We start from the raw sequence: 25,583 nt of genomic DNA, 5'->3' as shown, positions 1-25,583 counted from the left end.
GAATGTTTCTTTCGCCAGAAGATGGTCAGGCCAGATCGAGAACGATCCGCCCGTCAATGTCGCCGCGGCGCATACGCGCAAAGACGTCGTTGATGTTCTCCAGCTTTTCGGCGTGCACCGTCGCATGCACCTTGCCTTCGCCGGCGAAGGCCAGTGCTTCGAGAAGGTCGAGCCGGGTGCCGACGATCGAACCGCGAACGGTGATGCCGTTGAGTACGGTGTCGAAGATCGACAGCGGAAAATCGCCCGGTGGAAGGCCGTTGAGCGCGACCGTACCACCGCGCCGGACCATGCCGAGCGCCTGCTGGAAGGCCTTGGGCGAGACCGCGGTGACGAGGACGCCCTGCGCACCGTCGATCGCCTGCTTGATGGCGGCTGACGGATCCTCTTCACGCGCGTTGACTGTGAGCGCCGCGCCGAGACGGGTCGCGAGATCGAGCTTGCGGTCGTCGACGTCGACCGCAGCCACATTGAGACCCATCGCGCGGGCATATTGCACCGCCATGTGGCCGAGCCCGCCGATCCCGGAGACGACCACCCACTCTCCGGGCTTCGCCTCGGTGGCCTTCAGCCCTTTATAGACGGTGACGCCGGCGCAGAGGATCGGCGCAATGTCGAGGAAGTCGACATTGTCGGGAAGATGCCCGACATAATTTGGATCGGCGAGGACATATTCCGCGAAGCTGCCATTCACCGAATAGCCGGTATTCTGCTGGCTCTCGCACAACGTCTCCCAGCCGCCCAGGCAATGCACGCAATGCCCGCAGGCGGAGTAGAGCCAGGGGACGCCGACCCGGTCGCCCTCTTTTACAAGAGTGACGCCCGATCCGACGGCGGCGACATGTCCGACGCCTTCATGCCCGGGAATGAAGGGCGGGTTGGGCTTGACGGGCCAGTCGCCCTCGGCCGCATGCAGGTCGGTGTGGCATACGCCGGCCGCCGCGACCTTTACCAGGATCTGGCCGGGTCCGACCGTCGGGATCGGCGCCTCTTCGATGACCAGCGGCTTGCCGAATTCGCGGACGACCGCCGCCTTCATGGTTTTCGCCATGTCTGCTTCTCCTTCCGGGAGGGATCAGAACAGGCCGAGCGCATGCTCGTCATAGGAGACGAGCAGGTTCTTGGTCTGCTGATAATGGTCGAGCATCATCTTGTGATTTTCGCGTCCGAAACCCGACGCCTTATATCCGCCGAAAGCGGCATGTGCGGGATAGTGATGGTAGCAGTTGGTCCAGACCCGCCCGGCCTCGATCGCGCGGCCGAGCCGGTAGGCCGTGTTGCCGTTGCGGGTCCAGACGCCCGCGCCGAGGCCGTAGGCGGTATCGTTGGCGATCGCGATCGCCTCGTCGACTGTCTTGAATGTGGTCACCGACAGCACCGGCCCGAAGATCTCTTCCTGGAAGATGCGCATCCGATTTTCGCCGAGGAACACGGTGGGCTGCACGAAATAGCCCCGATCGAGTTCGCCGCCGGGGAGCGCCCGCGCGCCGCCGGTCAGGCATTGCGCGCCCTCGGTTTTTCCGATGTCGATATAGCCGAGGATCTTGTGGAGTTGATCTTCGGATGCCTGGGCGCCGATCTGGACCGAAGGGTCGAGCGGATCACCTTGGCGGATCGCTGTGACACGCGCCACGGCGCGCTCGATGAAACGGTCGAAGATCGATTCGTGGATCAACGCGCGCGAGGGACAGGTGCAGACCTCGCCTTTGTTGAACGCGAAGAGCGTGAAGCCCTCCAGCGCCTTGTCGAAGAAGGCGTCCTCCTCGTCGAGCACGTCGGCCATGAAGATGTTGGGCGACTTGCCGCCAAGTTCCATCGTCTGGGGGATGAGATGGTCGGCGGCCGCATGCATGATCTGCTTGCCGGTGACCGTCTCGCCCGTAAAGGAGACCTTGGCGATCCGTGGATTGGCGGCGATCGCCTGGCCAACGGTGCGTCCAGGTCCCGTCACGACGTTGAACACGCCAGGCGGCAGAATATCGGCGGTGAGCTCTGCGAACATCAGCAATGTCAAAGGCGTCTGGGACGCAGGTTTGATCACCGTGCAATTGCCCGCGGCAAGTGCCGGAGCGATTTTCCAGGCTGCCATGAGCAGCGGGAAGTTCCACGGGATGATCTGCCCGACGACGCCAAGCGGCTCGCGGAAATGATAGGCGATCGTGTCGGCATCGATCGTCGAGATCGCGCCCTCTTCCGCCCGGATGCAGCCGGCGAAGTAGCGGAAGTGGTCGATCGCCAGAGGCACGTCTGCGGTACGCGTCTCGCGGATCGGCTTGCCGTTGTCGATCGTCTCGGCGAAGGCCAGCAGCTCCAGATTGTCTTCCAGCCGGTCGGCGATCCGGTTGAGCAACCGCGCACGCTCGGCTGGTGATATCTTGGCCCACTGATCCTTGGCCGCGTGCGCCGCATCGAGCGCGCGCTCGACATCTTCCGGTGTTGACAGCGCGAACTCGGCGATCAGGGCGCCGTTGATCGGGCTCGTATCGGCGAAATATTCTCCCGCAGCGGGGGGACTCCAACGACCACCGATGAAATTGTCATAGCGATGCCGGAAGGACGGCGCGGCATTGATGGTGCTGAAGGCCTGTTCGAACATGATCGCGCTCCATTAGCTGTCTTGAGCTAGATCGCCTCAATGCCGTCCCGACCGTCCCTTCAATATACGTAAGTTACGAATCCACTCTGGAGCGGCCCGGTATTCGCACGGATCATGCGACTGGATCCTCGTCCGAGGTCAGGCCGTTTCATGATCCTGACCGACCAGTCCGGGTCCGGATGCCCGAGATTCTCCGGCGGGTCGCGACCGAGGCAGCCGGTTGGGGAATGGCCCGCCGAGGGTGCGAAGCGGGTCATAAGTTGTCGTTGGGCTCGCTTGTTTCCCTCTCAGCAACCGCCCCTCGACACACCCGAAGATCCGCCCCGCGTTCGTGAGCCTCGCGCATATTCCCGAGAGGGACTTTGGTTTCGCTCATCAAACCGAGCTTGCCCGAGAGATGCTGTTCGCTGTTCCTCGCCCGTATACGCAATGTGCGAAGCGCCGCACGGATCAGATTTTCACCAGGCGCAGTCGCAACGAATTGCCGATCACGCTGACCGAAGAGAGCGCCATCGCGGTGGCGGCGATAATCGGCGACAGCAGCAAGCCGAAAACCGGATAGAGCGCGCCAGCCGCGATCGGAATCCCGGCGACATTATATGCGAAGGCGAAGAAGAGATTCTGGCGAATATTCCGCATCGTGGCATGGCTGAGATGCCGCGCCCGGACGATACCCATCAGGTCGCCATGGAGCAGCGTCACTCCGGCGCTCTCGATCGCGACATCGGTGCCCGATCCCATCGCGATCCCGACATCGGCAGCAGCGAGCGCGGGCGCGTCGTTGACGCCGTCGCCGGCCGTTGCGACAATTCTCCCTTCCTCGCGAAGGCGCGTTACCACGGCACTCTTCTGGTCCGGCAGGACGTCGGCCTCGACATCGGCAATATCGAGGCGCCGCGCTATCGCCTGCGCGGTCGTGCGGTTGTCGCCCGTCAGCATGATTACCTTGATGCCGGCCTCCCTGAGCGCCCTGAGCGCTGCCGGAGTTGTCTCCTTTACCGGATCGGCGATGGCGATGACGCCCGCTGCGCGCCCGCCGATTGCCAGGAAAATGGCGGTAGCCCCGTCCCCGCGCAGCCGGTCGGCCGGACCCGCGAGGTCGCCGGGGCCGATATCATATTCGGCCAGGAAACTCGCGTTGCCCGCCTGCACGGTTTGCCCGTCGACCATGCCGACTATGCCCTTGCCAACCGGCTGGTCGACTGCGGTCGGTTCGAGGAGCTTGATCCCGCGCTGCTCGGCGGCCTGGACGATCGCCTGTGCCAGCGGGTGTTCGCTTGTACGTTCAAGGCTTGCCGCAATGCGCAGAATCTCTTCCTCAGCAAAACCCTCCGCAACTTCGATGGCGACGACCGAAGGCTTTCCGGCCGTCAGCGTTCCGGTCTTGTCGACGACCAGAGTGTCGACCTTCTCCATGCGCTCCAGGGCCTCGGCGTTCTTGATCAGCACTCCAGCCTCGGCACCGCGGCCAACGCCGACCATGATCGACATCGGCGTCGCGAGACCGAGCGCGCAGGGGCAGGCGATAATGAGGACCGCGACAGCGGCCACAAGTCCATATCCCATCGATGGCGCCGGGCCGAATAGCGACCAGGCGACGAAGGCAACCAGTGCGACCAGAATGACAGTCGGCACGAACCAGGCCGATACCGCATCGGCGAGCCGCTGAATTGGGGCACGGCTGCGCTGGGCGTCGGCCACCATCTGCACAATACGCGCAAGCATCGTATCGCGGCCGACCTTCTCGCTTCGCATCACAAGTCCGCCGGTCTGATTGATCGTTCCACCGATCAGCGCGGCCCCGATGTCCTTCGTGATGGGCATGGATTCCCCGGTAACCATGGATTCATCGACCGTGCTCCGCCCTTCCATGACGATACCGTCTACCGGGACCTTCTCGCCAGGGCGGACTCGCAGGACGTCGCCTACCACAACCTCGGAAAGGTCTATTTCCTCGTCGCTGCCGTCCGCGGCGACGCGGCGGGCGAGCTTCGGTGAAAGATCGAGAAGCGCCCGGATCGCGCCACTGGTTGTCTCGCGGGCGCGCAGTTCGAGTAGCTGGCCGAGCAGCACCAACACCGTGATTACGGCGGCTGCCTCGAAATAGACCGCCACCGAACCGTCCGCGGCGCGGAAAGCATCTGGAAAGATATCGGGCAAGAGTGCTGCGACCATGCTGTAAAGCCAGGCAACGCCTGTCCCCATTGCGATCAGCGTGAACATGTTGAGGTTACGCGTACGCAGCGACTGCCAGCCGCGCTCGAAGAACGGCCAGCCCGCCCAGAGGACGACGGGCGTCGCAAGCAGCATCTGGACCCAATTACTAGCCTGGCGGGAGATCAGCATATGAAGTCCGGTCATGTGCCCGCCCATCTCGAGGGCAAGGACCGGAAGCGCAAGCACCAGGCCGATCCAGAAGCGTCGGCGCATGTCCCGATATTCTTCGCTCGGGCCGTCGGTGGCTTCGGGAACGATAGGCTCCAATGCCATTCCGCAGATCGGGCAAGCTCCTGGTCCCGGCCGCTGGATCTCGGGATGCATCGGACACGTCCAGATCGCGCCCTTCGGAGGGGGCGGTGCCGAGTTCTCCGCGCCGCCGTGATAGCGAGCCGGGTCCGCTCTGAACTTGCCCAGACATCCCGCACTGCAGAAATAATGATGGACGCCGGCATGCGTGAGCTGGTGAATACTCGTCTCCGGATCGACTGCCATCCCGCAGACGGGATCGGTAACCGCGCCTTCCGCCAAATGGCCATGATGCTGATGATCCATTGTCAGAAGCTCCTGTCAGATTTCCAGCTCAACCGCCTTTCACCAGGCGGCATGATTGCAACTCGCCTTCATTCGGATCGTCATTCTCTGATATACGCAAAAATCACATTCCCCTCAGCCTTGTCGGACTCACTCCTCTTGTGTTGCGCCACCTTAACCGTCACCGGCTTACCGTGGGCGCGGCTTCCTTCTGTTCGCGCATCGATCGCGGCGGCGCTCCGTGCCAAATGATCGCGACGGTCTATGTGGCTCTCGCTCCACTCAGGGAAGGCCGTCGGTTAAATAGGTGTCCGTCGTCAGAACATTCGGCACAACTCGCGGCGTAGATTAGCGGAGTGCGGACCTCGTCAGGGGGTTGATGTTAGGCGGCGAACTTGCGGTGCTGCAAGCGCCGATGTTCGATGGTCTGTCGCTTGATCCTTTCGCGCAGTTTGATGATTGCCGGAGCCCTGCCGAAGTAGGCGTCGGCAGGCGTCACGTTGGCCAGGCTCTCGTGGTATCGCTGGTGATTGTAGTGCTCGACGAAGGTCTCGATGTGGGCTTCGAGGTCGCCGGGCAGGAAGTAGTTTTCCAGCAAGATGCGGTTTTTCAGGGTCTGGTGCCAGCGCTCGATCTTGCCCTGGGTTTGGGGATGACACGGGGCGCCGCGGACATGGCTCATCTTCCGGGCCTCGATGTATTCCGCCAGCTCACCCGCGATGTAGCTGGGGCCATTATCGCTGAGTATCCGGGGTTTGTGCAGCACCGTGGCGCTGTCGCAACCAGAAGCCGCCAGGGCGAGGTCCAGCGTGTCGGTGACGTCCTCGGCTCGCATGTTGGTGCACAGCTTCCAGGCGATGATGTAGCGTGAGAAGTCGTCGAGCACGGTCGACAGATACATCCAGCCCCACCCGATGATCTTGAAGTAGGTGAAGTCGGTCTGCCACATCTCGTTCGGCCGCGTGGTTTTCGTGTGGAACTGATCGGCAGCCTTGATCACGACATAGGCCGGGCTGGTGATCAGGTCGTGGGCCTTCAACAGGCGGTAAACCGTGGATTCCGACACGAAGTAGCGCTGCCCTTCGGTGAAGCGCACGGCCAGTTCCCGGGGGCTCAGCTCAGACTGTTCCAGCGCCAGCTCGATGATCTGGTCGTGGATGCCCGCCGGGATGCGGTTCCACACCCGGCTCGGCGCCGATGGCCGATCTTCCAACGCCTCCGGCCCGCCTTCGAGGTAGCGATCATACCAGCGGTAGAATGTCCGACGAGGGATGCCGAGTTGGTCCAGCGTGCGCTTGGCCGACAGGTGCGACTGCTCGACGGTTCTGATGATCTCGAGCTTCTCGGATGCGGGATATCTCATTCGTCGTTGCCCCCATCCGCGACCATGCTTTTTTTGAGCAGACGGTTTTCCAGTGTCAGATCGGCCACGCATTCCTTCAGGGCCCGGGCTTCGCGGCGCAGGTCCTGGACCTCTCCGGTGGTCGCGGCACGGGCGGTGTCGCCGGCCAGGCGGCGCTTGCCAGCTTCCATGAACTCCTTCGACCAGGTGTAATACAGGCTCTGGGCAATGCCTTCCTTGCGGCATAGCTCGGCGATCGAGGGTTCGAATCCCTTCGCCCGCTCCAGTTTTCCTAGTAATTCCAGTCACTTACGCCAAAAGGCGGCGTAATATGCCGCGTTACGTCGAGCCGCATTTCGTCTCGCGTAATAAGGACGTAATATGATGACGGCGAGCCGACGGGTGTGTCTAGGAAAGGATTGGCGCTTAGCGTGCTGCAACTACCGGATCGGGGCCCAAGCGCGCAGTAGAATGAGTCGGTCCCTCCGATCGGCTGGGTTGCGTCAAAATTGCTGGAGTGGAACGCCAACGGCGTGACCCCTTCGGAAACGGCTGCCCGGCCGAGGCGGAAGAGGACGTTGTCATGTTCTCCGGCAGCGATTTCCACCCACTCCAGCCAAGCGGTTGCGGAGCAGATAGATGTTCAAATCGGTATAGATACGCCGAACCGGGCGGAATATCTAACGCACGGGGAAATCGGACAGGTCTAGCGCGCGTCTGCGATGATCGACTCGCTTCCACCGACGATGTCGGCGGAAGCGTGAAGATGCCCGCGGTTTACGACTCTGCTCGTCCCGGCTCGTTGGGCGCTTCCGGTGACGAGCACCTCATCCGTTCCGGGCTGGACCTGGATCCAGATTTTTAGAATTCTGATCCCTTACGATGTGAATCGCCGGGCAATGTGGCAACCTGTTCACGAAGTCGTCGAGAATCGGCGCCCGGGCGCCAGCGAGCAGCATGGTCGCCCGCCGGTTCAACAGAACCGCAGCCTTGCGTGCCGCGCGTCTTGTCGTGCTGATCATTAGGGGGTGCTCGCAGATAGGCTGTCGTCGTACTGCAAATGATCTTCCCGCAGGTCGGCTTCCCGGCTGCCATAGCGGGCATAGAGGGTCGGAAGTACGAAGAGCGTGAGCAGGGTCGCCGAGATCAGTCCCCCAATCACCACCGTCGCGAGCGGCTTCTGCACTTCGGCGCCCGCGCCGGTCGCGAGCGCCATCGGCACGAACCCGAGGCTGGCGACGAGCGCGGTCATCACGACGGGGCGAAGGCGCATGAGCGCGCCTTGCCTTGCGGCTTCGGCCCGCGCCATGCCCGAGCGCATCAGTTCCTGGATCGACGACACCATCACGAGGCCGTTGAGCACCGCGATACCCGAGAGCGCGATGAACCCGACTGCTGCCGAGATGGAGAAGTCCATCCCGCGCAGGAACAGTGCTAGCACGCCGCCGATCAGTGCCAGCGGAACCCCGGTGAACACGATCGCCGCATCGCGCGACGATCGAAGCGCGCCATAGAGCAGCAGCAGGATCAGGATGAAGCAGGCCGGGACGACGAGCTGAAGCCGGTCGCGTGCGGAGGCGAGATTCTCGAACTGGCCGCCCCATTCAAGGTAGCTGCCGGCGGGGAGGCGAACATCCTTAGCGATGCCGGCCTTGGCGTCGGCCACGACGTCGGAGATCGCGCGGCCGCGGACGTTGGCCTGGACGACGACGCGCCTCTTCCCGTTTTCGCGGCTGATCTGGTTCGGTCCCTCGACGATACGGATATCGGCGACGCTCGCAAGCGGCACGAAGGCGCCGCCCGCCACCGGGACCTGTACCTGTTCGAGCACCGACAGGTCAGCGCGCTGCGCGTCGGACAGCCGGATGACGATCGGGAAGCGCCGGTCGCCTTCGAAGATCGTGCCGGCCTCGCGGCCGCCGATCGTTGCGGTGACGACATCCTGCACGTCACGCGCGCTGACGCCGAGCCGCGCCATCGCGTCGCGGTTCGCCCGAATGTCGAGCATCGAGAGACCTTCGGTTTCTTCGACGCGCACGTCGCTCGCGCCTTCGGTCTTCCGCAAGATTGCGGCGACTTGCTGCGCGGTCGCGTTCATCGCGTCGAAGTCGTCGCCATAGACCTTGATCGCAATGTCACCGCGCACGCCCGCAATCAGCTCGTTGAAGCGCATCTGGATCGGCTGAGTGATCTCATAGGCATTGCCCGGGATCTTGTTCAGTTCCTTCTCCAGCCGCTCGACGAGTTCGGCCTTGGGGAGGCTTGGGTCGGGCCATTCTTTGCGAGGCTTGAGGATCACGAAATTGTCGGTCGCGTTGGGCGGCATCGGATCGGACGCGAGGTCCGCCGTGCCGGTCTTCGAGAAGACGATCGCGACCTCGGGCTGCCTTGCGAGCATCCGCTCGATCGGCACTTGCATGGCCTGGCTCTGTTCGACGGACGTCGAGGGCACGCGAAACGCCTGGATCAGGAGATCTCCCTCGTCGAGCTGCGGCAGGAAGACCTGGCCGAGTGAGAAGAAGGCGAGGATCGCGATGACGAACCCCCCGATGCCCGCGCCGAGGGTGATCTTGGGCTTGCTAATCGCGCGGTCGAGACCCGGCTCGTAGCGTTGCTTCAGCCACGCCATGATGCGGCCCTCTTTTTCTTCGACCCGCTTCGAAAGCCAGATCGCGATCGCGGCGGGGACGAATGTGAGCGAGAGGATGAAGGCGAAAGCGAGCGCGATGATCACGGTCAGCGCCATCGGGATGAAGGTCTTGCCCTCGACCCCGCTCAAGGTGAGCAAGGGCACATAGACGAGGATGATGATCGCCTGCCCGTAGACAGACGGTCGCACCATCTCGCGCGCGGCCGATGCAACGGTCGCGAGACGTTCCTGGACGGTCAGGATGCGGCCGTGGCGATGCTGGAGGTCGGCCATGCGCCGCAGCGCATTCTCGACGATGATGACGGCGCCATCGACGATGAGGCCGAAGTCGAGTGCGCCGAGGCTCATCAGGTTCGCCGAGACGCCGGCGCGCAGCATGCCGAAGCTGGTGAGCAGCATCGTGATCGGGATGACGAGCGCCGCGATCAGCGCTGCGCGGAAATTGCCGAGCAGCAGGAAAAGCACGACAATGACGAGCAGCGCACCCTCGGTCAGGTTCTTGCCGACCGTCCAGATCGTCGAATTGACGAGCTTGGTACGATCGAGCGCCGGCTCGATAACGACATCGGGCGGCAGCGAGGCGTTTACCTCCTTCAGCCGGTCTGCGACCGCGGTCGCGACCGTCCGGCTGTTCTCGCCGATGCGCATGACCGCGGTGCCGACGACGACTTCGGTGCCATTTTCAGAGGCTGAACCCATGCGAACCGCCTGTCCGGTGCGGACCGTCGCCACCTGGTCGAGCGTGATCGGAACGCCCGCGCGCGTTGCGACGACGGTGCGTGCCAGCTCGGCGGTGTCGCGGACCAACGCGTCCGAACGAACGGCGAGCCCTTCGCCATTGCGCTCGACGACGCCGCCGCCGACCGCACTATTGTTGCGTTCGAGGGCTTCGGCGAGCTCGGTGAGGCTGAGGTCGAGCGCGGCGAGGCGCTGCACGTCGGGAACGACCAGATACTGCTTCGAATAGCCGCCGATCGCATCGACGCCCGCGACGCCGGGAACCGTCCGGACGAGCGGCGTGACGATCCAGTCCTGCGTCGTGCGAAGATAGGTCGACTTGTCGGCCTCGGTGACGAGCCGTTCGCCTTCGGGGGTCACATAGCTGCCGTCAGGCTGGAGGCCGGGCTCGCCGGCCTTGTGCGCATCGTCTTTGCGGTGCGCGAGGCGGACCGTCCACATATAGACGTCGCCGAGACCCGTCGCGATCGGCCCCATCTCCGGGCGAACCCCGTCGGGTATATTCTCGGTTGCCTCGTTGAGGCGTTCGCCGACCTGCTGGCGCGCGAAATAAATGTCGGTCGAATCGTCGAAGACCGCGGTGACCTGCGCGAAGCCGTTGCGGCTCAGCGACCTTGTGTGATCGAGGCCGGGGATCCCCGCGAGCGCGGTCTCGATCGGGAAGGCGACCTGCTTCTCGACGAGTTCGGGCGAGAGCGCGGGGGCGCGGACGTTGATCTGGATCTGGTTGTTGGTGATGTCGGGAACCGCGTCGATCGGCAGGCGCGACAATGCTGTCGCCCCGATTATGGCGGCGATGGCGGTGAGCAGGACGACAAGCCAGCGCTTTTCGACCGCCCAGGTAACGATACGAGCGATCATGGCTTAGTCCTCATCGCCTGCTTCGCCCTTGCCGATCTCGGCCTTGAGCGAAAAGCTGTTGGTGATGGCGATCTGCTCGGTGCCCTTGAGCCCGGAGCGGACGATGACATTGGCTCCCGCGCGGTCGCCGAGCACCACGGGGACAGCCTCGAACCCGTCCTTGATACGCACGAACACGACGCTCTTGCCCTCGACGGTCTGGATCGCGGTCGCGGGAACGCTGATCGAGCCGACGCCGCCGCTCGCAGCCAGCGCGACCGAGGCGGTCACGGCTTCGCCGACGCGCCATTGGCCGGCGCGATTGTCGAGGATCGCGATTGCGGGCACGAGCTTCGTGGCCGGATCGAGCGCGGGCGAGACGAAGCTGATCTTGCCGGTCGCCTGGCGTCCAGGCGCGCTCACCGAGACGACGGCGCCGGGCCGGATACGACCGGCGTCGGCGGGCTGGAGGTTCAGCGAGAGCGAAACGCTCGAGAGGTTGGCGATGCGATAGAGTTCTGCATCGGCGGGAACCGTCTGACCGAGCACCACGCTGCGCGCGATTACCTGGCCCGAAATCGGCGCGGTAATGGCAATCCGGTTGAGCTGGCCGCCGCCGCCCCCTGCGGCGGATACCTGCTGCTGCGCGAGTTGATAGGCGATCCTGGCTTCGGTCGCGGCCGTGCGTGCCGCAATCACATCCTGCTCGGGCGACACGCGCTGTGCGAACAGCCGCTCCTCGCGTGCGAGATTGGAGTTGGCAAGCGCTAATCGGGCACGCGTGGCCTGCACCTCGCCCTGGAGCTGCGCGGCCTCGCGGCTCTCGACAATCGCAAGCGTCTGCCCACGGCCGACGCTCTGTCCGAGATTGCGGTTGAGCGCGACGATCCGCCCGCCGATCGCGGCCGACACGGCCTGCGTTCCTTGCGGATCGCCTTCGATCGTTGCGGGCAATTGCAGCGCGCCGGCGCTGCCGATGGTCGGGCTGCCGAGCGCGATCCCCGCGATCTTGATCTGCTCGTTGGTGAGGGTGATCTTGCCCTCGTCGGCATGGCCGGCCTCTTCCTCGCCATGCTCGTCGGCGGGTTTGGCGGTCTCGCCGCCACCGCAGGCGGCGAGGAACAGCGGCAGCGTCGCGGCGAGCAGCAGCTTTCGGTTGATAGTGATAGTCATCGGGTCAATTTCCTTCGAGCGGCGCGGGAGCCGTCAGGCGTTCCAACCGGGCCTTGGCGAGTTGATAGGAGGCGAGGGCTTCGATCGACGCGGAGCGCATCTCGGTCAGCGTCCGTTCGGCATCGAGCAGTTCGAGCTGTCCGAACTTGCCCTCGCGGTAGCCGATGCGCGCAATGCGCGCGGCTTCCATGGCCGAGGACAGAGCGGGGCCGCTCGCGACGCGCGCCGCCGCGGCCGCATTGGCAGCCTCGACTTCGGCGTCGCTGATCTTCTGCTCGATATCGAGCGCGGTGACGCGGCGCTGCGCGTCGGCACGCCGCCGTTCGGCATTCGCCTGGTCGACCGCGGCGCGTCCGTTGTTGAACAGCGGCAGCGGCACCGAGACGCTGAACACCGCAGCGACATCGTTGGTGGCTTCGAGCCGGCGAACGCCCGGCCCGACGGTAAGATCGGGCACGCGCTGCGAACGCGCCAGTTCGACGCCGGCATCCGCGGTGGCGAGGTCGGCATCGGCCGCCGCCAGCGCGAGCGTGCCAGCCGCCGATACAGGGCGGGGCGGACCCATGGTGCCGCTTCCGGGGCCGCCGAGTACCGCGACATCGAGCGGGCCGGTGACCGGGCGGCCAATGCGGCGCGCGAGACTGGCGCGCGCGGCATCGGCGAGGCGGCGCGCTTTCTCGGCCTCGGTTTCGGCGGTCAGGCGCGCGACTTCGGCGCGTTCTTGTTCGAGCGGCGAGGCGCGCCCCGCTTGCACTCTTATGGTCGCGGCGCGCGCCGTGTCGCCGGCGATACGATATTGGTCCTCGGCAATCGCGACACGCACTTCGGCGGCCGAGGCCTGGATATAGAGTTCGGTGACCTGGAACCGGATATCGGCCTGCGCAATCGCCTGCGCGATTTGCGCGCGGTGCGCCGCCGCATCGGCAACCGCGATCCGGGCCTGCCGCTTGCCGCCGAGTTCGAGCGGGATCGCGACGCTTGCCGTGATATCGGCGCCATTGACGCCATTATAGGGCCCGGTGCCGACGAAATTCTCGACTTCGACCGAAAGCGCTGGGTTGGGGCGCAGCCCCGCGACTCGGCGGGCTGCGCTTGCGGCATCAACGTCCGCCGCTGCGGCTTCCGCCGCGGGCGCGCTGCCGCCCGCGAGCGCAACCGCCTCGTCGAGCGTCAGGAGCGGTCCTGATATCTGCCGGCTTTCGGTGCCGACCTCCTGTGCCTGCGCTATCGCAACGCACGATGTGGCTGCCACGAGGGCAACAACGATCCTGTACATAATTCCATCCTCGATTGAGCCGATAGATCGCCGCGCGAATGCGCGAGCGCGTCAAGACGTCAGGCGAGGGGCGGGTCGAGAAGGGGCGGCAGGACGCGCGATGGTCGCTGCACGACCGGCGCGGCAAATAGTGGCCCACGCGCCGGGGCCAGCGGGGCTTCGCTGACCGTCTGATGCTGGTCCGGCGCCATGGGGCAATGATGATGGCCGCTATGGGCGAATTTCTTTGCCGGTTCGCCCGGCACTTGCTTGCCGCCGTCCCTGTCCAGCGAATAGGCGGTGCCTTGATCGGCAATATGCGCGGACGCGGGCTCACAGAATTGCAGGGTGCAAAGCAGCACGCCCACAATCACCAGCAGTCGCATCATCGCACCAGCCATAAAGCCCCCTATCGACCCGTCATCTGTTTGTCGCGGCGTGACATCGCGGCGGCCAGATCGGATGGAATCGCCATGGGTTGGAACGCGCTGACCCGCGCCCGCCCACTATTGCCTGCCGGGATCCGGCCCGTCAGCGATCCCAGAGGGACGAGGGCCAGCCGGAAAATCTGCCCCGCCGCTTCGCGCCAGTCGCCGAGCGCCATCGCGAAACCGAGCATGTGGCCATGCGACGACAGGTGAATGCCGAAGAAGGGCTGCGCAACGATGTGCGCGCGCTCGAGCGCGCGCCAGGCCGCGGGATAATCGCCGGCCCGCCGCGCGGCCCGGTAATGCGTCATCTCGGCGGCGATCAGGCCGGCAGCTTGACGTCGATCCAGCATGCTCGCGACATTTCCCTTTGCGTCGATTCGCCGGCCTTATGCACCCTGTAGCAACTACAGGGTCAAGCCTGACCACGAATCCCTTGTTCCGACAGTTGGCGCAGCTCGGTCCGCGCGCTGCGAAGAATTTCATAGGCCGAATGCAGGAAGAGCGCTGCAATGATGGCGGCCACTGCAAGGTCGGGCCAGGCCTGGCCGGTCCATGCGACGAGACCCGCAGCGATGATTACCGCGACATTGGCGACCGCGTCATTGCGGCTGAACAGCCAAACAGCGCGGACATTGGCGTCGCCTTCGCGAAACCGCGAGAGGACCGCCGCCGAGGTGAGATTGACGAGCAGTGCAACGAAGCCGATGCCGCCCATGAGCTCGGCTTCGGGCGGAACCGCTGTCAGGGCGCGCCACAGCGCGACGCCGATGACGCCGAGCCCGAGCGTCAGCAGGAACAGGCCTTGGGCAAGAGCGATGCGGGTGCGGGCGAGCGCCGTCCAGCCGATCGCGACGAGGCCGGCCAGCGTGATGGTGCCGTCGCCGATGAAGTCGAGCGAGTCGGCCTTCAGCGCCTGGCTGTTGGCGATGAATCCGCCGACGATCTCGATAGCGCCGAAGCCGAGATTTAGGATAACCACGATCCAAAGAGCACGGCGATAGGCCGGGTCCTTTTCCGCGCGCACCGGGTCTCCCGTGCAGCCGCAGCCGTCGCCGTTCTCGGATCCCTCCGCCATCGCGTCTTCACTCCATGGTGGTGGCGCGCTCTTCGCTTTGCCGCCTTCAACTTCGGACGAGGACCGCCTATACATCCTCCAGTCACTGGAGGATCAAGCATAATATGACCAAGCGGCTCGCGATCGGCGACCTTGCCCGGGAGACCGGGACCAAGGTCAACACCATCCGCTTCTATGAAGAGATCGGGCTGCTGCCCGAAGCCCTGCGCACCGCTTCGGGACGGCGAAGCTATGATGCGGCCGACCTTCGGCGGCTCGCCTTCGTCCGCCACGGCCGGCAGCTCGGTTTTTCGATCCCCGAAATCCGCTCGCTGCTGGCGCTTTCGGATCAGCCCGACCGCGATTGCGGCGAGGCTGCGGCGATCGCGCGCGCGCATCTTGCCGATATCGGCATCCGCATCGCGCGGCTCGAAACCTTGCGCTCGGCGCTGACCGAGGTCGCGACCTCCTGCGAGGGCGGCCGGGCCGCCGAATGCCGGGTGATCGAGGCGATCGCGGGCACCGAACTCGCGCTCCAGACCGATTGATCGATCCGACCGGACGCATCCGGGTTCGGGGAAGGAAGGGGCTGGCGCGCGCGACGACTGGCTTCGCCGCGCGCGCCGGCGGATATTATGGCGCCTTGTCGAGCTTGGTGATCGTCCCGGCCTTACCGTTCCAGTCGAGCTCGAACGCGACCTTGTCGCCGACCTTGATGTCCTTCAGCAGCTCGGGCTTTGCGGCGAAGCCCATCGTCATCGGCGGCCATTCGAGTTCGGCGATCGCGCCATGATCGAGCGTGACCTGTCCCTTCGCGCTATCGATTGCGGTCACGGTCGCCGTGCCCTTGCCATGTTTGGTTTCGGCGGGCATCGCCATGGTTCCGGCGTCATCGGCCATCGCGGCCTTTTCTTCGGTCTTCGGCGCTTCGCCCTGCTTGCCGCAGCCGGCAAGTCCTGCGCTGAGCGCGATGCCCAGTGCGATGGCGGTCAAATTCTTCATGTCATTTCTCCTTCGGGTTGAACGGGATGGGCCGCGCGCCTGCGCATCAGCAGATAGGCGGCGGGAATGATGAGCATCGAGAGCAGCGGCGCGGTCAGCATGCCGCCGATCATCGGCGCGGCGATGCGGCTCATCACTTCGGAGCCGGTGCCGGTCCCGACGAGGATCGGGAACAGGCCCGCGAGGATCACCGCGACGGTCATCGCCTTCGGCCGGACGCGAAGCAGCGCGCCCTCGCGAACCGCGGCCAATATGTCGCCATCGCCGCGATCGGCGAGCGCATGCTTGAGGTAGATGAGCATGACGACCCCGAACTCGGCGGCGACGCCGGCGAGCGCGATGAACCCGACCGCGCTCGCGACCGACTGGTTGTAACCGAGCAGATAGAGCAGCCAGAGCCCGCCGGTGAGTGCAAAGGGCAAGGTCGCCATGATGAGCAGCGCCTCGTCCCAGCGGCGGAAGGTGAGGTAGAGCAGGATGAAGATGATCGCGAGCGTGACCGGCACGACCACCTTCATCCGCTCGGTCGCACGAACGAGGAACTCGAACTGCCCGGTGTAGGAGATGCTGACGCCGGGGGGCAGCTCGACATCGCGCGCGATCGCCCGCTGGATGTCGTGCACCAGACCCTGCAAATCGCGGCCGCGGCTGTCGACATAGATCCAGGTCACCGGGCGGCCATTCTCGCTGCGCAGCATCGGCGGCCCGTCGCTGACCTTGACGCTCGCCACCGTCCCGAGCGTGATCTGCTGGCGCGACGGCGTCAGGATCGGAAGGGCCGCGAGCTCGCCGATGCTGTCGCGCATCTCGCGTGGATAGCGGACGCTGATCGGATAGCGCGCGAGCCCCTCGACCGTCTGGCCGATCGTCTCGCCGCCGATCGCGCCCGCGACGATCGCCTGCACGTCGGCGACGTTGAGACCATAGCGCCCCGCGGCGGCGCGATCGATGTCGACGTCGATATAACGGCCGCCAGTCAGGCGCTCGGCCAGCGCCGAGGCGACGCCGGGGACGGTCCTGACTACGCCCTCGATGCGCTTCGCGGTGCGGTCGATCTCGGCAAGATCCGAGCCCGCGACCTTGATGCCGACCGGGCTTTTGATCCCGGTCGCGAGCATGTCGATGCGGTTGCGGATCGGCGGGATCCAGAAATTGGCGAGCCCAGGGACCCGGACCCGCGCGTCGAGCTCCTCGATCAATTTCTCCTCGGTCATTCCGGGGCGCCACTGGTCCTTCGGCTTGAAGCGGATCGTCGTCTCGAACATCTCGAGCGGCGCGGGGTCGGTCGCGCTGTCGGCGCGGCCCGCCTTGCCGAACACGCTTTCGACCTCTGGCACCGTCTTGATCAGCCGATCGGTCTGCTGGAGCAGGCTCGACGCCCGCGCTGCTGAGATGCCGGGAAGCGCTGAGGGCATGTAGAGGAGATCGCCCTCATGCATCTGCGGCATGAACTCGCCGCCGATCTGGGTCATCGGCCACAGGCTGGTGGCGAAGACGAGGCCGGCGATGAGGAGCGCCTTTTTCGGCCGTTCGAGCACCCAGTCGAGTGCCGGGCGATAGGCGCGGGTCAGCCAGCGGTTGACCGGATTGGCCTGTTCGGCCGGGATCTTTCCGCGGATCAGCCAGCCCATCAGCACCGGGATGAGCGTGATCGAGAGGATCGCAGCGGCCGCCATCGCATAGGTCTTGGTGAAGGCGAGCGGCGCGAAGAGCCGCCCTTCCTGGCCTTCGAGCGTGAAGATCGGCAAGAAGGAGAAGGTGATAATGAGAAGGCTGAGGAACAGCGCCGGGCCGACCTCGGCGGCGGCATCGGTGATGACGCGCCAGCGCTCGGCGCCCTTCAATTCCTCGCCCGGATGATCGCGCTCCCAATGTTCGAGATGCTTGTGGGCATTTTCGATCATCACCACCGCCGCATCGACCATCGCGCCGACCGCGATCGCGATGCCGCCGAGCGACAGGATATTGGCGTTGAGCCCCTGCAGCCGCATGACGATGAAGGCGATGAGGATGCCGAGCGGCAGGGTCAGGATGGCGACCAGCGCCGACCGGGCGTGCCACAGGAACAGCGCGCAGACGAGCCCGACGATGATGAATTCTTCGACGAGCTTCGAGGTGAGATTGTCGACCGCACGATCGATCAGCCCCGAACGGTCGTAGGTGGTGACGATCTCGACCCCCGGCGGCAGGCTGCGCTTGAGCTCGGCGAGCTTGGCGCGCACGCCGTCGATGACCTCGCGGGCATTCTTGCCCTCGCGCATGACGATCACGCCGCCCGCGACCTCGCCCTCGCCATTGAGTTCGGCGATGCCGCGCCGCGTGTCGGGGCCGATCTGGACCGTCGCAACATCGCCGACCGTCACCGGGATGCCGCCGCCGGCGGTGCGGATCGGGACGCTGCGGAAATCGTCGAGCGATTTCAGATAGCCGCCCGCGCGCACGATATATTCGGCCTCGGCGAGTTCGAGGCTGCCGCCGCCGCTTTCCTGGTTTGCGCGCTTGAGGGCGTCTGCCACGTCGGTTGCGGTCACGCCGAAGGCGGCAAGCTTCTGCGGATCGACGATGATCTGATATTGGCGCACCATGCCGCCGATGCTCGCGACCTCGGCGACGCCCGGCACTGACTTCAGTTCGAAGCGCAGGAACCAGTCCTGGAGGCTGCGGAGCTCGGCAAGATCGTGGCGGCCGCTCTTGTCGACGAGCGCATATTCATAGATCCACCCGACCCCGGTCGCGTCGGGGCCGAGGCTCGCCCGCGCGCCGTCGGGGAGCCGGCTCTGCACCTGGCTCAGATATTCGAGCACGCGGCTGCGCGCCCAATAGGGATCGGTGCCGTCGTCGAAGAGCACATAGACGAAGCTGTCGCCGACGAAGCTGTAGCCGCGCACGACGCGCGCGCCGGGCACCGAGAGCATTGTCGTCGTGATCGGATAGGTGACCTGATCCTCGACGATCCGCGGCGCCTGACCCGCATAGGTGGTGCGGATGATGACCTGGACGTCGGAGAGATCGGGCAGGGCATCGACCGGCGTCGTGCGCACCGCGGCGATCCCGAGCAGGGTCAGGATCAGCGCCGCCGCGACGACGAGCCCGCGCGCCGCGACCGAAGCGCGAATGATCTTCGCGATCATTGCGCGGGCTCCAGCGGACGGACGGTGAGGCCGGTCAGGCTCGCCTCGGAATCGAGCAGGAACTGGCCCGACGCGACGACCTTTTCGCCGGGAGCGAGCCCCTGCAATATCTCGGTCTTGCCACCACCTTCGCGTCCAGTGATCACTTCGGCGGGATGGTAGCGCCCGTCGCCCTTCTCGAGCATCACGATGCTGCGCGTGCCGGTGCGGATCACCGCTTCGCTCGGCACCAGCAGCGCCGGTTTGGCATCGCCCCCGAGCGCCACCACCGCGAACATGCCGGGGCGGAGACGCCCGCCGCGATTGGCGAGTTCGACGCGCACCGTCAGCGTCCGGCTGTCGGCCGATGCAGTGGGCAGGATCGCAATGATCCTGCCGGTGAATGCTTCGCCGGGAAAGGCGGTGAGCGTCGCGGTCGCGCGCTGGCCGACCTGTACGAGTCCCGCCTGCGCTTCGGGGAGCGCGGCGTTGAGCCACACCGTGCCGAGCCCCGAGATTTCGGCGAGCGTCTGCCCCGCGGCAAGCGTCACGCCCGCACGCGCGCCCAGCGTCTGGACTACGCCGCCGATCGGCGCGCGCACCGTCAGCCTGCCGCCGGTGCGTCCGCTCCGGTCGACTTCGGAAATTACCCCCTCGGGCATGCCCATCAGCCGCAGCCGTTGTCGCGCCGCCGCGGTGAGTTCCGGTTTTCCGAGCCTTTTGACGCTCAAATATTCGGTCTGGGCGCTGCCCCATTCGGGCAATTGCAGGTCGGCGATCGGCGTGCCGGCGCCGATCACATCGCCGGGCGCGAGGCGATAGACGCGCTCGACGAACCCGCCCGAACGCGCCTGGACGATCGCGACGTCGCGCTGGTTGAAATCGATGCTGCCATTGACGTCGAAGGTCGCCGCAAGGCTGCCCATTTCGGCGGCGACCACCCTTATGCCGAGGCTTTGCCGCGCGGCAGGATCGACCGATACGCCGGGTGCAGCTCCGCTGCCTTCGTCGGCATATTTGGGCTCGAGCTGCATATCCATGAAGGGCGACTTGCCGGGCTTGTCGAACTTCTGGTTCGGGAACATGGGATCGTAATAATAGAGGATCTTGCGCCCTACGGCCGTCGCTTCGGCTGGCGCCTCGCTTTCCCCACGCTGTCCGAGCCAGTAGCCGCCGCCGCCCGCGATCAGCACCGCAGCCAGGATTCCGGCGCGCCAGCGCGCCGCTGATGTTGCATCGGTCATTGACCTGCCTCCCCATAGATATAATTGATCCGGATCGCGTCGCGCGCGACCTCGGCTTCGCGCGCGAGCGCATCGACTTCGGCCTCGGCGAGCGCGAGCGTCGACAGGAGCGCAGTCCCGAGGTCGAGCTTTCCGGCGGCGTAACTGGCAAGATCGAGCTCGGCGCGCTTCTTCGCGAGCGGCACGAGCCGCGTGCGCGCATTGGCGAGCTGCTCATGATGCATGCGGTGATCGGCGAGATCGGCGTCGAGCGCCGCCGCGATGTCGCGCTTGGCGGCCTCGCGGTCGAGCCGTGCGCGCGTCGCTTCGCTGGCGCGCGCGGCAATCTTCGGATCCTGCCGCTTTTTCGAGAAGAAGGGCAGGTCTACGGTGACCCCGACCGTGACGAGGTCGCCATAATTGGGCTCGCGCCGCCCATAGGCAGCGTTGACGCTCCAGTCTGGCCGCTTGTCGGCGCGCGCGAGACCGGTCTCGGCATCGGCGGCTATGGCGCGGGCGTCGAGCGCCCTGAGCCTTGGCAGGGCGTCGATGCCGGCGCGCAATCCTTGTTGGTCGATCATCTGCGGCGGCAAATCGCCGAGCGTGTCGGCGGCGGGGTCGCCGGTAAAGCGTGCGAGTTGCGCCCGGGCGCGCGCGATCTCGGCTGTAAGTGCGCTGCGGCGATCGTTGATCGCGGCGCGAAGCTGATCGGGTTCGAGCGCCTGTGCCGGGCGCGCCGCGCCGCTCGCGAGCCGAGCCGTGACGGTCGCTTGCAAATCTTCAAGGCCGTCGTCGAGCAGGTCGAGTTCCTTGAGACGCTTCTTGGCATAGAAGAGATCTACCCAGGCAAGCGCCGTCGCGAGCCTGATGTCCTGTGCGGTCACAGCTTCGTCGGCACGGGCGATTCCGATGTCGGCCTGTGCGCGCGTTGCACGCGCGCGGCGTTTGGCAGGGTTCGGAAAATCCTGGCTGACGCCGATGACTTGCATCGTGAAGTCGTCGCGGTTGAACCGGCCCGCGTCGGGCCCGGTCACCGGGAAATCCTGCAGGACGATATTGAGTTTCGGGTCGGGCAGCCGGTCGGCGGCGATCGCCGCCGACCGCGCGGCATCGATGCCCGCTTCGCGGGCTTGCAGTTCCGGCGCGCGCGTCGCCGCCAGCTGAAGCGCTTCGTCGAGCGACATCGGGTTGGCGAGAAGGGGCGTCGGCAGCGCTAGTAAGGCTGCCGTAAGGAAAAGACGCATGCTGTCCCCTTTTTGTGGTCCGGACAAGAACCGCCCCCGACGCATCGGCGCCGAGGGCGGAGAGCTTTACGCCCCGGGATGTCCCATTTGGTCGCCGGACATTTTCTTCATGCAGTCGGCTGGACTCACCTTCATCATGTCGCAGTCGCAATGCGCCATCTGTCCCGGCTTGTCCTTGACCCAGACGCGGACCCGCGTCGTGGTGCCCGACTTGTTCGGTCCCGGCACCTGGCGGGTCTGCCATTCATAATGGCCGCCCGATTGGTCCTGAGCGAGAACGGGAGCGGCAAGGGTTGCTGCCGCGAGCGCGGCAACGGCAATTATGGTCTTCATGTCGAATTCCTCAGTTGAAAAGGCAGGAAACGCGCGCCGGAACGGGCCGTCGCGCATCGTGCAATTCAGCCGAAGAACAAAGGAGGATCGGGTTCGGGACCGATCGTCCGGCCATGCAATCGCCGGATCGGAAGCGGGTCGAGCAAGCCCGGGATGTGGGCTTTCACCGCGAGCGGCATGGCTGGCGATACGACGGCGGGCGGAAGCGCACAGCCCATCTTGGCAATGCAGTCAAGCGTGAGGCCGGCGCAGGACTTCTTGTCCTGAGACTTGTCGATGCCCATCATTTCCGCGCATTCGTCGCTCATCGCCTGCGCGGCGATCGCCGCGCTTGGCCCCTGCATCGCAGGGGCGGAGGCAAACGCCGCTTCCTGGGCGAGAAGCCCCAATATGGCTCCGAAGAGGAGCAGGAAGGACAGCCAATGTTTCACGGTAAAATCATGATCCTTGTTCGTTCAGGCGTCAATTTGTTTCGGTGACGCGCGACTTACCGATAATTGTTCGTCCAGCGCCGTCCCATGGTTACATCCCAACCGCTCGCTCGGTCCGCCATCGGTCCGACGGCGGGCAACAAGCATCCACAGCGCCATCGCGATCATCACCAGATTTCAGCTGCTCGTTCGCTTACAGGGTCCGTGCCATGGTACGGAGTCAAGCCCTTGCGCGACATGACCATCGCGCAGCTTGCGAGACCTATTGGCGTCCACGTCGAGATGATCCGCTTCTATCGGCAAAAAGGACTGCTTCCTGTGCTCGGCCCACATGCCCGCTGGCTAGGCCTTTGGTTTGCGCGAGGAGCTGTGCAGGCTGATGATCTGCCATTTTCCATCCGTCCATTTGAGGACGCTTGTTGCGACGCCGTTGCGCTCGGCCGTCTCGTCACTTGGAAGGACGATCGTGTAGGAATAGGTTTCGGTCACGATCGCGACGTCACCTTCGCCGCGTACCGAAACCTTATAGCCCTTATAGGCGAAGGATTTGAATGCCTTCAATTCGGGTGCGAGATGATGATCGCGATAATGCGCGAAATTGCCTTCGATGCCGCCCGACTCGAATATCTGGGCGTCGGACGCAAACAGCGCTTCGGCGCCCGACAGGTCTCTACTCTCGATCGCGTGCTTATATTGCGCCAGAGTCGCGGCCGCCGCCTGATAATCCGGCGTTGCGGCCGCGTGGGCGGGGACCGCCATGACCAAGGCAAGCCCGATCGCCGCTATTGTGAAACCTCTCATCCTTATTCTCCCTTGATTGATACCCGTCGCCGCCCAACGGCGCGGCGATGCTTCGATCAGATTTTCACGAACCGCAGGCGCAGTGAATTGGCGATGACGCTGACCGAGGAAAGCGCCATCGCCGCGGCGGCGATGATCGGCGACAGGAGCAGTCCGAAGACCGGATAGAGTACGCCTGCCGCCACCGGAATGCCCGCGACATTATAGGCGAAAGCGAAGAAGAGATTCTGGCGGATATTCGTCATTGTTGCGTGGCTGAGATGCCGTGCTCGCACGATGCCGAGAAGGTCGCCGCGCAACAGCGTGACGCCCGCACTTTCGATCGCGACGTCGGTTCCCGAGCCCATCGCGATCCCGACATCGGCGGCGGCAAGCGCGGGGGCGTCGTTGACCCCGTCCCCCGCCATGGCGACAATCCGTCCCTGCTCGCGCAGCCGCAGGACGACGGCGCTCTTCTGGTCGGGCAGGACGTCGGCTTCGACATCGTCAATGCCGAGACGCCGCGCAATCGCCTCGGCGGTGACGCGATTATCGCCGGTCAGCATGATGACGCTGATTCCCGCCTCGCGCAGCGCCGCGAGTGCTTCGCCCGTCGTCTCCTTGATCGGATCGGCGATGGCGATGACGCCGGCCGCCTTGCCGTTGACCGCGATATAGATCGCCGTGGCGCCGTCTGCGCGAAGCCTGTCTGCCACTTCTGCGAGCCCGCCCGGATCGACATCATATTCTTCGAGGAAACCAGCGTTCCCCAGGACGATCGCTTGGTCGTCGATAACCCCGACGATTCCTTTGCCGACGGGCTGATCGACCCCCGATGGCTCGACAAGAACGAGATTCCGGTCCTCGGCTGCCCTGACGATGGCAGCCGCGAGCGGATGCTCGCTGCTGCGCTCAAGGCTAGCGGCTGTACGGAGGAGGTCCCTTTCTTCAAACCCGTCCGCGACTTCGATGTCGACAACCGATGGCCTGCCTTCGGTGAGCGTTCCGGTCTTGTCGACGACGAGCGTATCGACCTTTTCCATCCGCTCGAGCGCCTCGGCATTCTTGATCAGCACCCCGGCTTCGGCGCCGCGCCCGACGCCGACCATGATCGACATCGGCGTCGCAAGGCCGAGCGCGCAGGGACAGGCGATGATGAGCACCGAGACGGCGGCAATCAGGCCATAGGCCATGGCAGGTGCGGGGCCGACAAGCGACCAGGCGACGAAGGCGGCGATGGCCACGGCGATGACGCCCGGCACGAACCAGCCGGAAACCGTATCGGCAAGACGCTGGATCGGCGCGCGGCTGCGCTGCGCATCGGCGACCATCTGTACAATGCGCGCCAGCATCGTATCGCGCCCGACCTTCTCGCTGCGCATCAGCAGGCCGCCGGTTTGGTTGATCGTGCCGCCGATGAGCGCAGCGCCGGTCTCCTTGGTGACCGGCATCGATTCGCCCGTGACCATCGACTCGTCGACCGTGCCGCGGCCTTCGAGGACGATCCCGTCGACCGGGATCTTTTCGCCCGGGCGGATGCGCAGCACGTCGCCGACCGCGACATTCTCGAGAGCGATCTCCTCGTCGCCCCCGTCGCTGCGGACGCGCCTGGCGAGCTTCGGCGTCAGGTCCAGAAGGGCGCGGATCGCGCCGCTCGTCGTCTCGCGCGCCCTGAGTTCGAGCACCTGTCCGAGCAGTACCAGCACCGTGATGACGGCCGCCGCCTCGAAATAGACTGCGACCGATCCGTCGGCCGCGCGGAACGCGCCCGGGAAAATCCGGGGCGCGAGCGCCGCGATCATGCTGTAACCCCAGGCGACGCCCGTCCCCATTGCGATGAGGGTGAACATATTGAGGCTCTTGTTGCGGATCGAGAGCCAGGCGCGCTCGAAAAAGGGCCAGCCCGCCCACAGGACAACAGGGGTCGCGAGCAGCATCTGGATTATGTTGCTCGTTTGGCGGCCAAGGATTTCGTGGAGACCCGTCAGATGGCCGCCCATCTCAAGGGCAAGGACGGGAAGCGCGAGAAAGAGTCCGATCCAGAAGCGTCTCCGCATGTCGCGATATTCTTCGCTGGGGCCGCTGGCGGCGTCGGGCATGACGGGCTCGAGCGCCATTCCGCAGATCGGGCAGCTCCCGGGACCGGGGCGCTGAATCTCGGGATGCATCGGGCAGGTCCAGATCGCGCCTTCGGGTGCATCGGCTGCGGCCGGCTCGCCTTTCGCGGTATAGCGATCGGGCTCAGCTTCAAATTTGGCGAGGCAGCCTGCGCTACAGAAATATTGATGTTCACCGCCATGCGTCGCGACATGCGGCGTGTTCGCCGGGTCGACCGTCATGCCACAGACCGGGTCGGTCATGCTCCCGCTGCCTATTTCTGCGCCCTGATGATCGTGCATCGCCGCCGCTCCTGTCGTCATAGCGCGCCCTTCTGCACAGGCGGGCCGCCCGGGTTGTCGGTCGGGTTCGCCCCGCGCCGACACCGCTTCATCGCGGCTGCAGAATGGGGCCACTCCTATCGATACGCAAGAAAGCCCGCCGCCCCTCGGATTTTCTTGCGCAGGCGCGTATCCAACAGACTCTATCTGCGGCCGATCGAGATGATCGGAGGCCCGGCGTTTGGCGTCGGC

The 25,583-nt window shown here is 65.2% G+C and carries 19 protein-coding genes and 1 pseudogene; 2 read left to right on the top strand and 18 right to left on the bottom strand.

Translation table 11 applies throughout. From position 1 onward, the window contains the following. Nucleotides 1-25 precede the first annotated feature (25 nt). From adhP to ATE64_RS03070, 3 genes are all read right to left on the bottom strand, one after another. On the bottom strand, nt 26-1,051 hold the full coding sequence (adhP, locus tag ATE64_RS03080) for an alcohol dehydrogenase AdhP (RefSeq protein ID WP_058456025.1): 1,026 nt from the start codon (nt 1,049-1,051) through the stop codon (nt 26-28). Between the two features lie 24 nt (nt 1,052-1,075). Further along, the gene (locus ATE64_RS03075; RefSeq protein WP_058456026.1) at nt 1,076-2,596 is read right to left on the bottom strand and encodes an aldehyde dehydrogenase family protein; all 1,521 of its coding nucleotides are present in this window, start codon (nt 2,594-2,596) and stop codon (nt 1,076-1,078) included. A 450-nt stretch (nt 2,597-3,046) separates the two neighbouring features. Further along, nucleotides 3,047-5,368, bottom strand: coding sequence for a heavy metal translocating P-type ATPase (locus ATE64_RS03070; protein ID WP_058456027.1), 2,322 nt, complete (start codon nt 5,366-5,368; stop codon nt 3,047-3,049). Here ATE64_RS03070 and ATE64_RS21935 point away from each other — a divergent pair. Next, nucleotides 5,267-5,599, top strand: coding sequence for a hypothetical protein (locus tag ATE64_RS21935; protein ID WP_167541737.1), 333 nt, complete (start codon nt 5,267-5,269; stop codon nt 5,597-5,599). The two genes, ATE64_RS03070 and ATE64_RS21935, sit on opposite strands and share 102 nt — an antisense overlap. A 130-nt stretch (nt 5,600-5,729) precedes the next feature. On the opposite strand, the pseudogene ATE64_RS03065 reads toward ATE64_RS21935, so the two are convergent. The 7 genes and pseudogenes from ATE64_RS03065 to ATE64_RS03030 form a co-directional block, all read right to left on the bottom strand. Next, nucleotides 5,730-7,075: pseudogene (locus tag ATE64_RS03065) on the bottom strand (IS3 family transposase). A 635-nt stretch (nt 7,076-7,710) separates the two neighbouring features. Beyond that, complete coding sequence (locus tag ATE64_RS03055) at nt 7,711-10,938, bottom strand: CusA/CzcA family heavy metal efflux RND transporter (RefSeq protein ID WP_011542721.1); 3,228 nt, start codon at nt 10,936-10,938, stop codon at nt 7,711-7,713. 3 nt (nt 10,939-10,941) lie between these two features. Next, nucleotides 10,942-12,090 carry an efflux RND transporter periplasmic adaptor subunit gene (locus tag ATE64_RS03050; protein ID WP_058456029.1) on the bottom strand — a complete coding sequence of 383 codons (1,149 nt, stop codon included), beginning with the start codon at nt 12,088-12,090 and terminating at the stop codon, nt 10,942-10,944. A gap of 4 nt (nt 12,091-12,094) precedes the next feature. Beyond that, entirely contained in the window at nt 12,095-13,366 is a 1,272-nt protein-coding gene (locus ATE64_RS03045) for a TolC family protein (RefSeq protein ID WP_011542719.1), read from the bottom strand. 59 nt (nt 13,367-13,425) lie between these two features. Then, a complete protein-coding gene (locus tag ATE64_RS03040; protein ID WP_041383326.1) occupies nt 13,426-13,734 on the bottom strand; it encodes a hypothetical protein in 309 nt (102 codons plus the stop codon). 20 nt (nt 13,735-13,754) lie between these two features. Then, entirely contained in the window at nt 13,755-14,126 is a 372-nt protein-coding gene (locus tag ATE64_RS03035; RefSeq protein ID WP_011542717.1) for a DUF3703 domain-containing protein, read from the bottom strand. Nucleotides 14,127-14,188: 62 nt separating this feature from the next. Beyond that, nucleotides 14,189-14,851 carry a cation transporter gene (locus ATE64_RS03030; RefSeq protein WP_041383325.1) on the bottom strand — a complete coding sequence of 221 codons (663 nt, stop codon included), beginning with the start codon at nt 14,849-14,851 and terminating at the stop codon, nt 14,189-14,191. Nucleotides 14,852-14,955: 104 nt separating this feature from the next. Here ATE64_RS03030 and ATE64_RS03025 point away from each other — a divergent pair, with 104 nt between their 5' ends. After that, nucleotides 14,956-15,378: a helix-turn-helix domain-containing protein gene (locus ATE64_RS03025; protein WP_011542715.1), complete on the top strand. Its 423-nt coding sequence runs from the start codon at nt 14,956-14,958 to the stop codon at nt 15,376-15,378. Between the two features lie 85 nt (nt 15,379-15,463). Here the strand turns inward: ATE64_RS03025 and ATE64_RS03020 are convergent, their stop codons facing one another. The 8 genes from ATE64_RS03020 to ATE64_RS02985 all read right to left on the bottom strand — a co-directional run bounded on the left by ATE64_RS03020 (nt 15,464) and on the right by ATE64_RS02985 (nt 25,352). Further along, nucleotides 15,464-15,832 carry a copper-binding protein gene (locus ATE64_RS03020; RefSeq protein ID WP_011542714.1) on the bottom strand — a complete coding sequence of 123 codons (369 nt, stop codon included), beginning with the start codon at nt 15,830-15,832 and terminating at the stop codon, nt 15,464-15,466. Further along, a complete protein-coding gene (locus ATE64_RS03015) occupies nt 15,829-18,963 on the bottom strand; it encodes an efflux RND transporter permease subunit (protein ID WP_058455290.1) in 3,135 nt (1,044 codons plus the stop codon). The genes ATE64_RS03020 and ATE64_RS03015 overlap by 4 nt, the downstream gene beginning before the upstream one ends. After that, a complete protein-coding gene (locus tag ATE64_RS03010; RefSeq protein ID WP_058800144.1) occupies nt 18,960-20,186 on the bottom strand; it encodes an efflux RND transporter periplasmic adaptor subunit in 1,227 nt (408 codons plus the stop codon). The genes ATE64_RS03015 and ATE64_RS03010 overlap by 4 nt, the downstream gene beginning before the upstream one ends. Continuing rightward, entirely contained in the window at nt 20,183-21,409 is a 1,227-nt protein-coding gene (locus ATE64_RS03005; RefSeq protein WP_058457629.1) for a TolC family protein, read from the bottom strand. The genes ATE64_RS03010 and ATE64_RS03005 overlap by 4 nt, the downstream gene beginning before the upstream one ends. 66 nt (nt 21,410-21,475) lie before the next feature. Then, nucleotides 21,476-21,742, bottom strand: coding sequence for a hypothetical protein (locus ATE64_RS03000; protein ID WP_058457628.1), 267 nt, complete (start codon nt 21,740-21,742; stop codon nt 21,476-21,478). Between the two features lie 65 nt (nt 21,743-21,807). Beyond that, nucleotides 21,808-22,173, bottom strand: a complete 366-nt coding sequence (locus ATE64_RS02995; RefSeq protein ID WP_058457627.1) for a hypothetical protein — start codon at nt 22,171-22,173, stop codon at nt 21,808-21,810. Nucleotides 22,174-22,515: 342 nt separating this feature from the next. Further along, complete coding sequence (locus ATE64_RS02990) at nt 22,516-22,974, bottom strand: nuclear transport factor 2 family protein (RefSeq protein WP_058457626.1); 459 nt, start codon at nt 22,972-22,974, stop codon at nt 22,516-22,518. Between the two features lie 56 nt (nt 22,975-23,030). Continuing rightward, nucleotides 23,031-25,352, bottom strand: a complete 2,322-nt coding sequence (locus ATE64_RS02985; RefSeq protein ID WP_156416461.1) for a heavy metal translocating P-type ATPase — start codon at nt 25,350-25,352, stop codon at nt 23,031-23,033. Between the last annotated feature and the right edge of the window lie 231 nt (nt 25,353-25,583).

It is taken from the genome of Sphingopyxis sp. H073 (assembly GCF_001468395.1).
Lineage (GTDB): Bacteria > Pseudomonadota > Alphaproteobacteria > Sphingomonadales > Sphingomonadaceae > Sphingopyxis.
Note: the sequence above shows the minus strand (reverse complement) of the source record. Positions and strands in the feature narration are given on the sequence as shown.

Coding starts and splice junctions, on each gene's coding strand:
- ATE64_RS21935 (WP_167541737.1), top strand. CDS start 5,267: ATGCGTGAGCTGGTGAATACTCGTCTCCGGATCGACTGCCATCCCGCA.
- ATE64_RS03040 (WP_041383326.1), bottom strand. CDS start 13,734: ATGATGCGACTGCTGGTGATTGTGGGCGTGCTGCTTTGCACCCTGCAA.
- ATE64_RS03005 (WP_058457629.1), bottom strand. CDS start 21,409: ATGCGTCTTTTCCTTACGGCAGCCTTACTAGCGCTGCCGACGCCCCTT.
- ATE64_RS02990 (WP_058457626.1), bottom strand. CDS start 22,974: ATGAGAGGTTTCACAATAGCGGCGATCGGGCTTGCCTTGGTCATGGCG.
- ATE64_RS03050 (WP_058456029.1), bottom strand. CDS start 12,090: ATGACTATCACTATCAACCGAAAGCTGCTGCTCGCCGCGACGCTGCCG.
- adhP (WP_058456025.1), bottom strand. CDS start 1,051: ATGGCGAAAACCATGAAGGCGGCGGTCGTCCGCGAATTCGGCAAGCCG.
- ATE64_RS03025 (WP_011542715.1), top strand. CDS start 14,956: ATGACCAAGCGGCTCGCGATCGGCGACCTTGCCCGGGAGACCGGGACC.
- ATE64_RS03030 (WP_041383325.1), bottom strand. CDS start 14,851: ATGGCGGAGGGATCCGAGAACGGCGACGGCTGCGGCTGCACGGGAGAC.
- ATE64_RS02985 (WP_156416461.1), bottom strand. CDS start 25,352: ATGCACGATCATCAGGGCGCAGAAATAGGCAGCGGGAGCATGACCGAC.
- ATE64_RS03070 (WP_058456027.1), bottom strand. CDS start 5,368: ATGGATCATCAGCATCATGGCCATTTGGCGGAAGGCGCGGTTACCGAT.
- ATE64_RS03075 (WP_058456026.1), bottom strand. CDS start 2,596: ATGTTCGAACAGGCCTTCAGCACCATCAATGCCGCGCCGTCCTTCCGG.
- ATE64_RS03055 (WP_011542721.1), bottom strand. CDS start 10,938: ATGATCGCTCGTATCGTTACCTGGGCGGTCGAAAAGCGCTGGCTTGTC.
- ATE64_RS03020 (WP_011542714.1), bottom strand. CDS start 15,832: ATGAAGAATTTGACCGCCATCGCACTGGGCATCGCGCTCAGCGCAGGA.
- ATE64_RS03045 (WP_011542719.1), bottom strand. CDS start 13,366: ATGTACAGGATCGTTGTTGCCCTCGTGGCAGCCACATCGTGCGTTGCG.
- ATE64_RS03035 (WP_011542717.1), bottom strand. CDS start 14,126: ATGCTGGATCGACGTCAAGCTGCCGGCCTGATCGCCGCCGAGATGACG.
- ATE64_RS03010 (WP_058800144.1), bottom strand. CDS start 20,186: ATGACCGATGCAACATCAGCGGCGCGCTGGCGCGCCGGAATCCTGGCT.
- ATE64_RS03000 (WP_058457628.1), bottom strand. CDS start 21,742: ATGAAGACCATAATTGCCGTTGCCGCGCTCGCGGCAGCAACCCTTGCC.
- ATE64_RS03015 (WP_058455290.1), bottom strand. CDS start 18,963: ATGATCGCGAAGATCATTCGCGCTTCGGTCGCGGCGCGCGGGCTCGTC.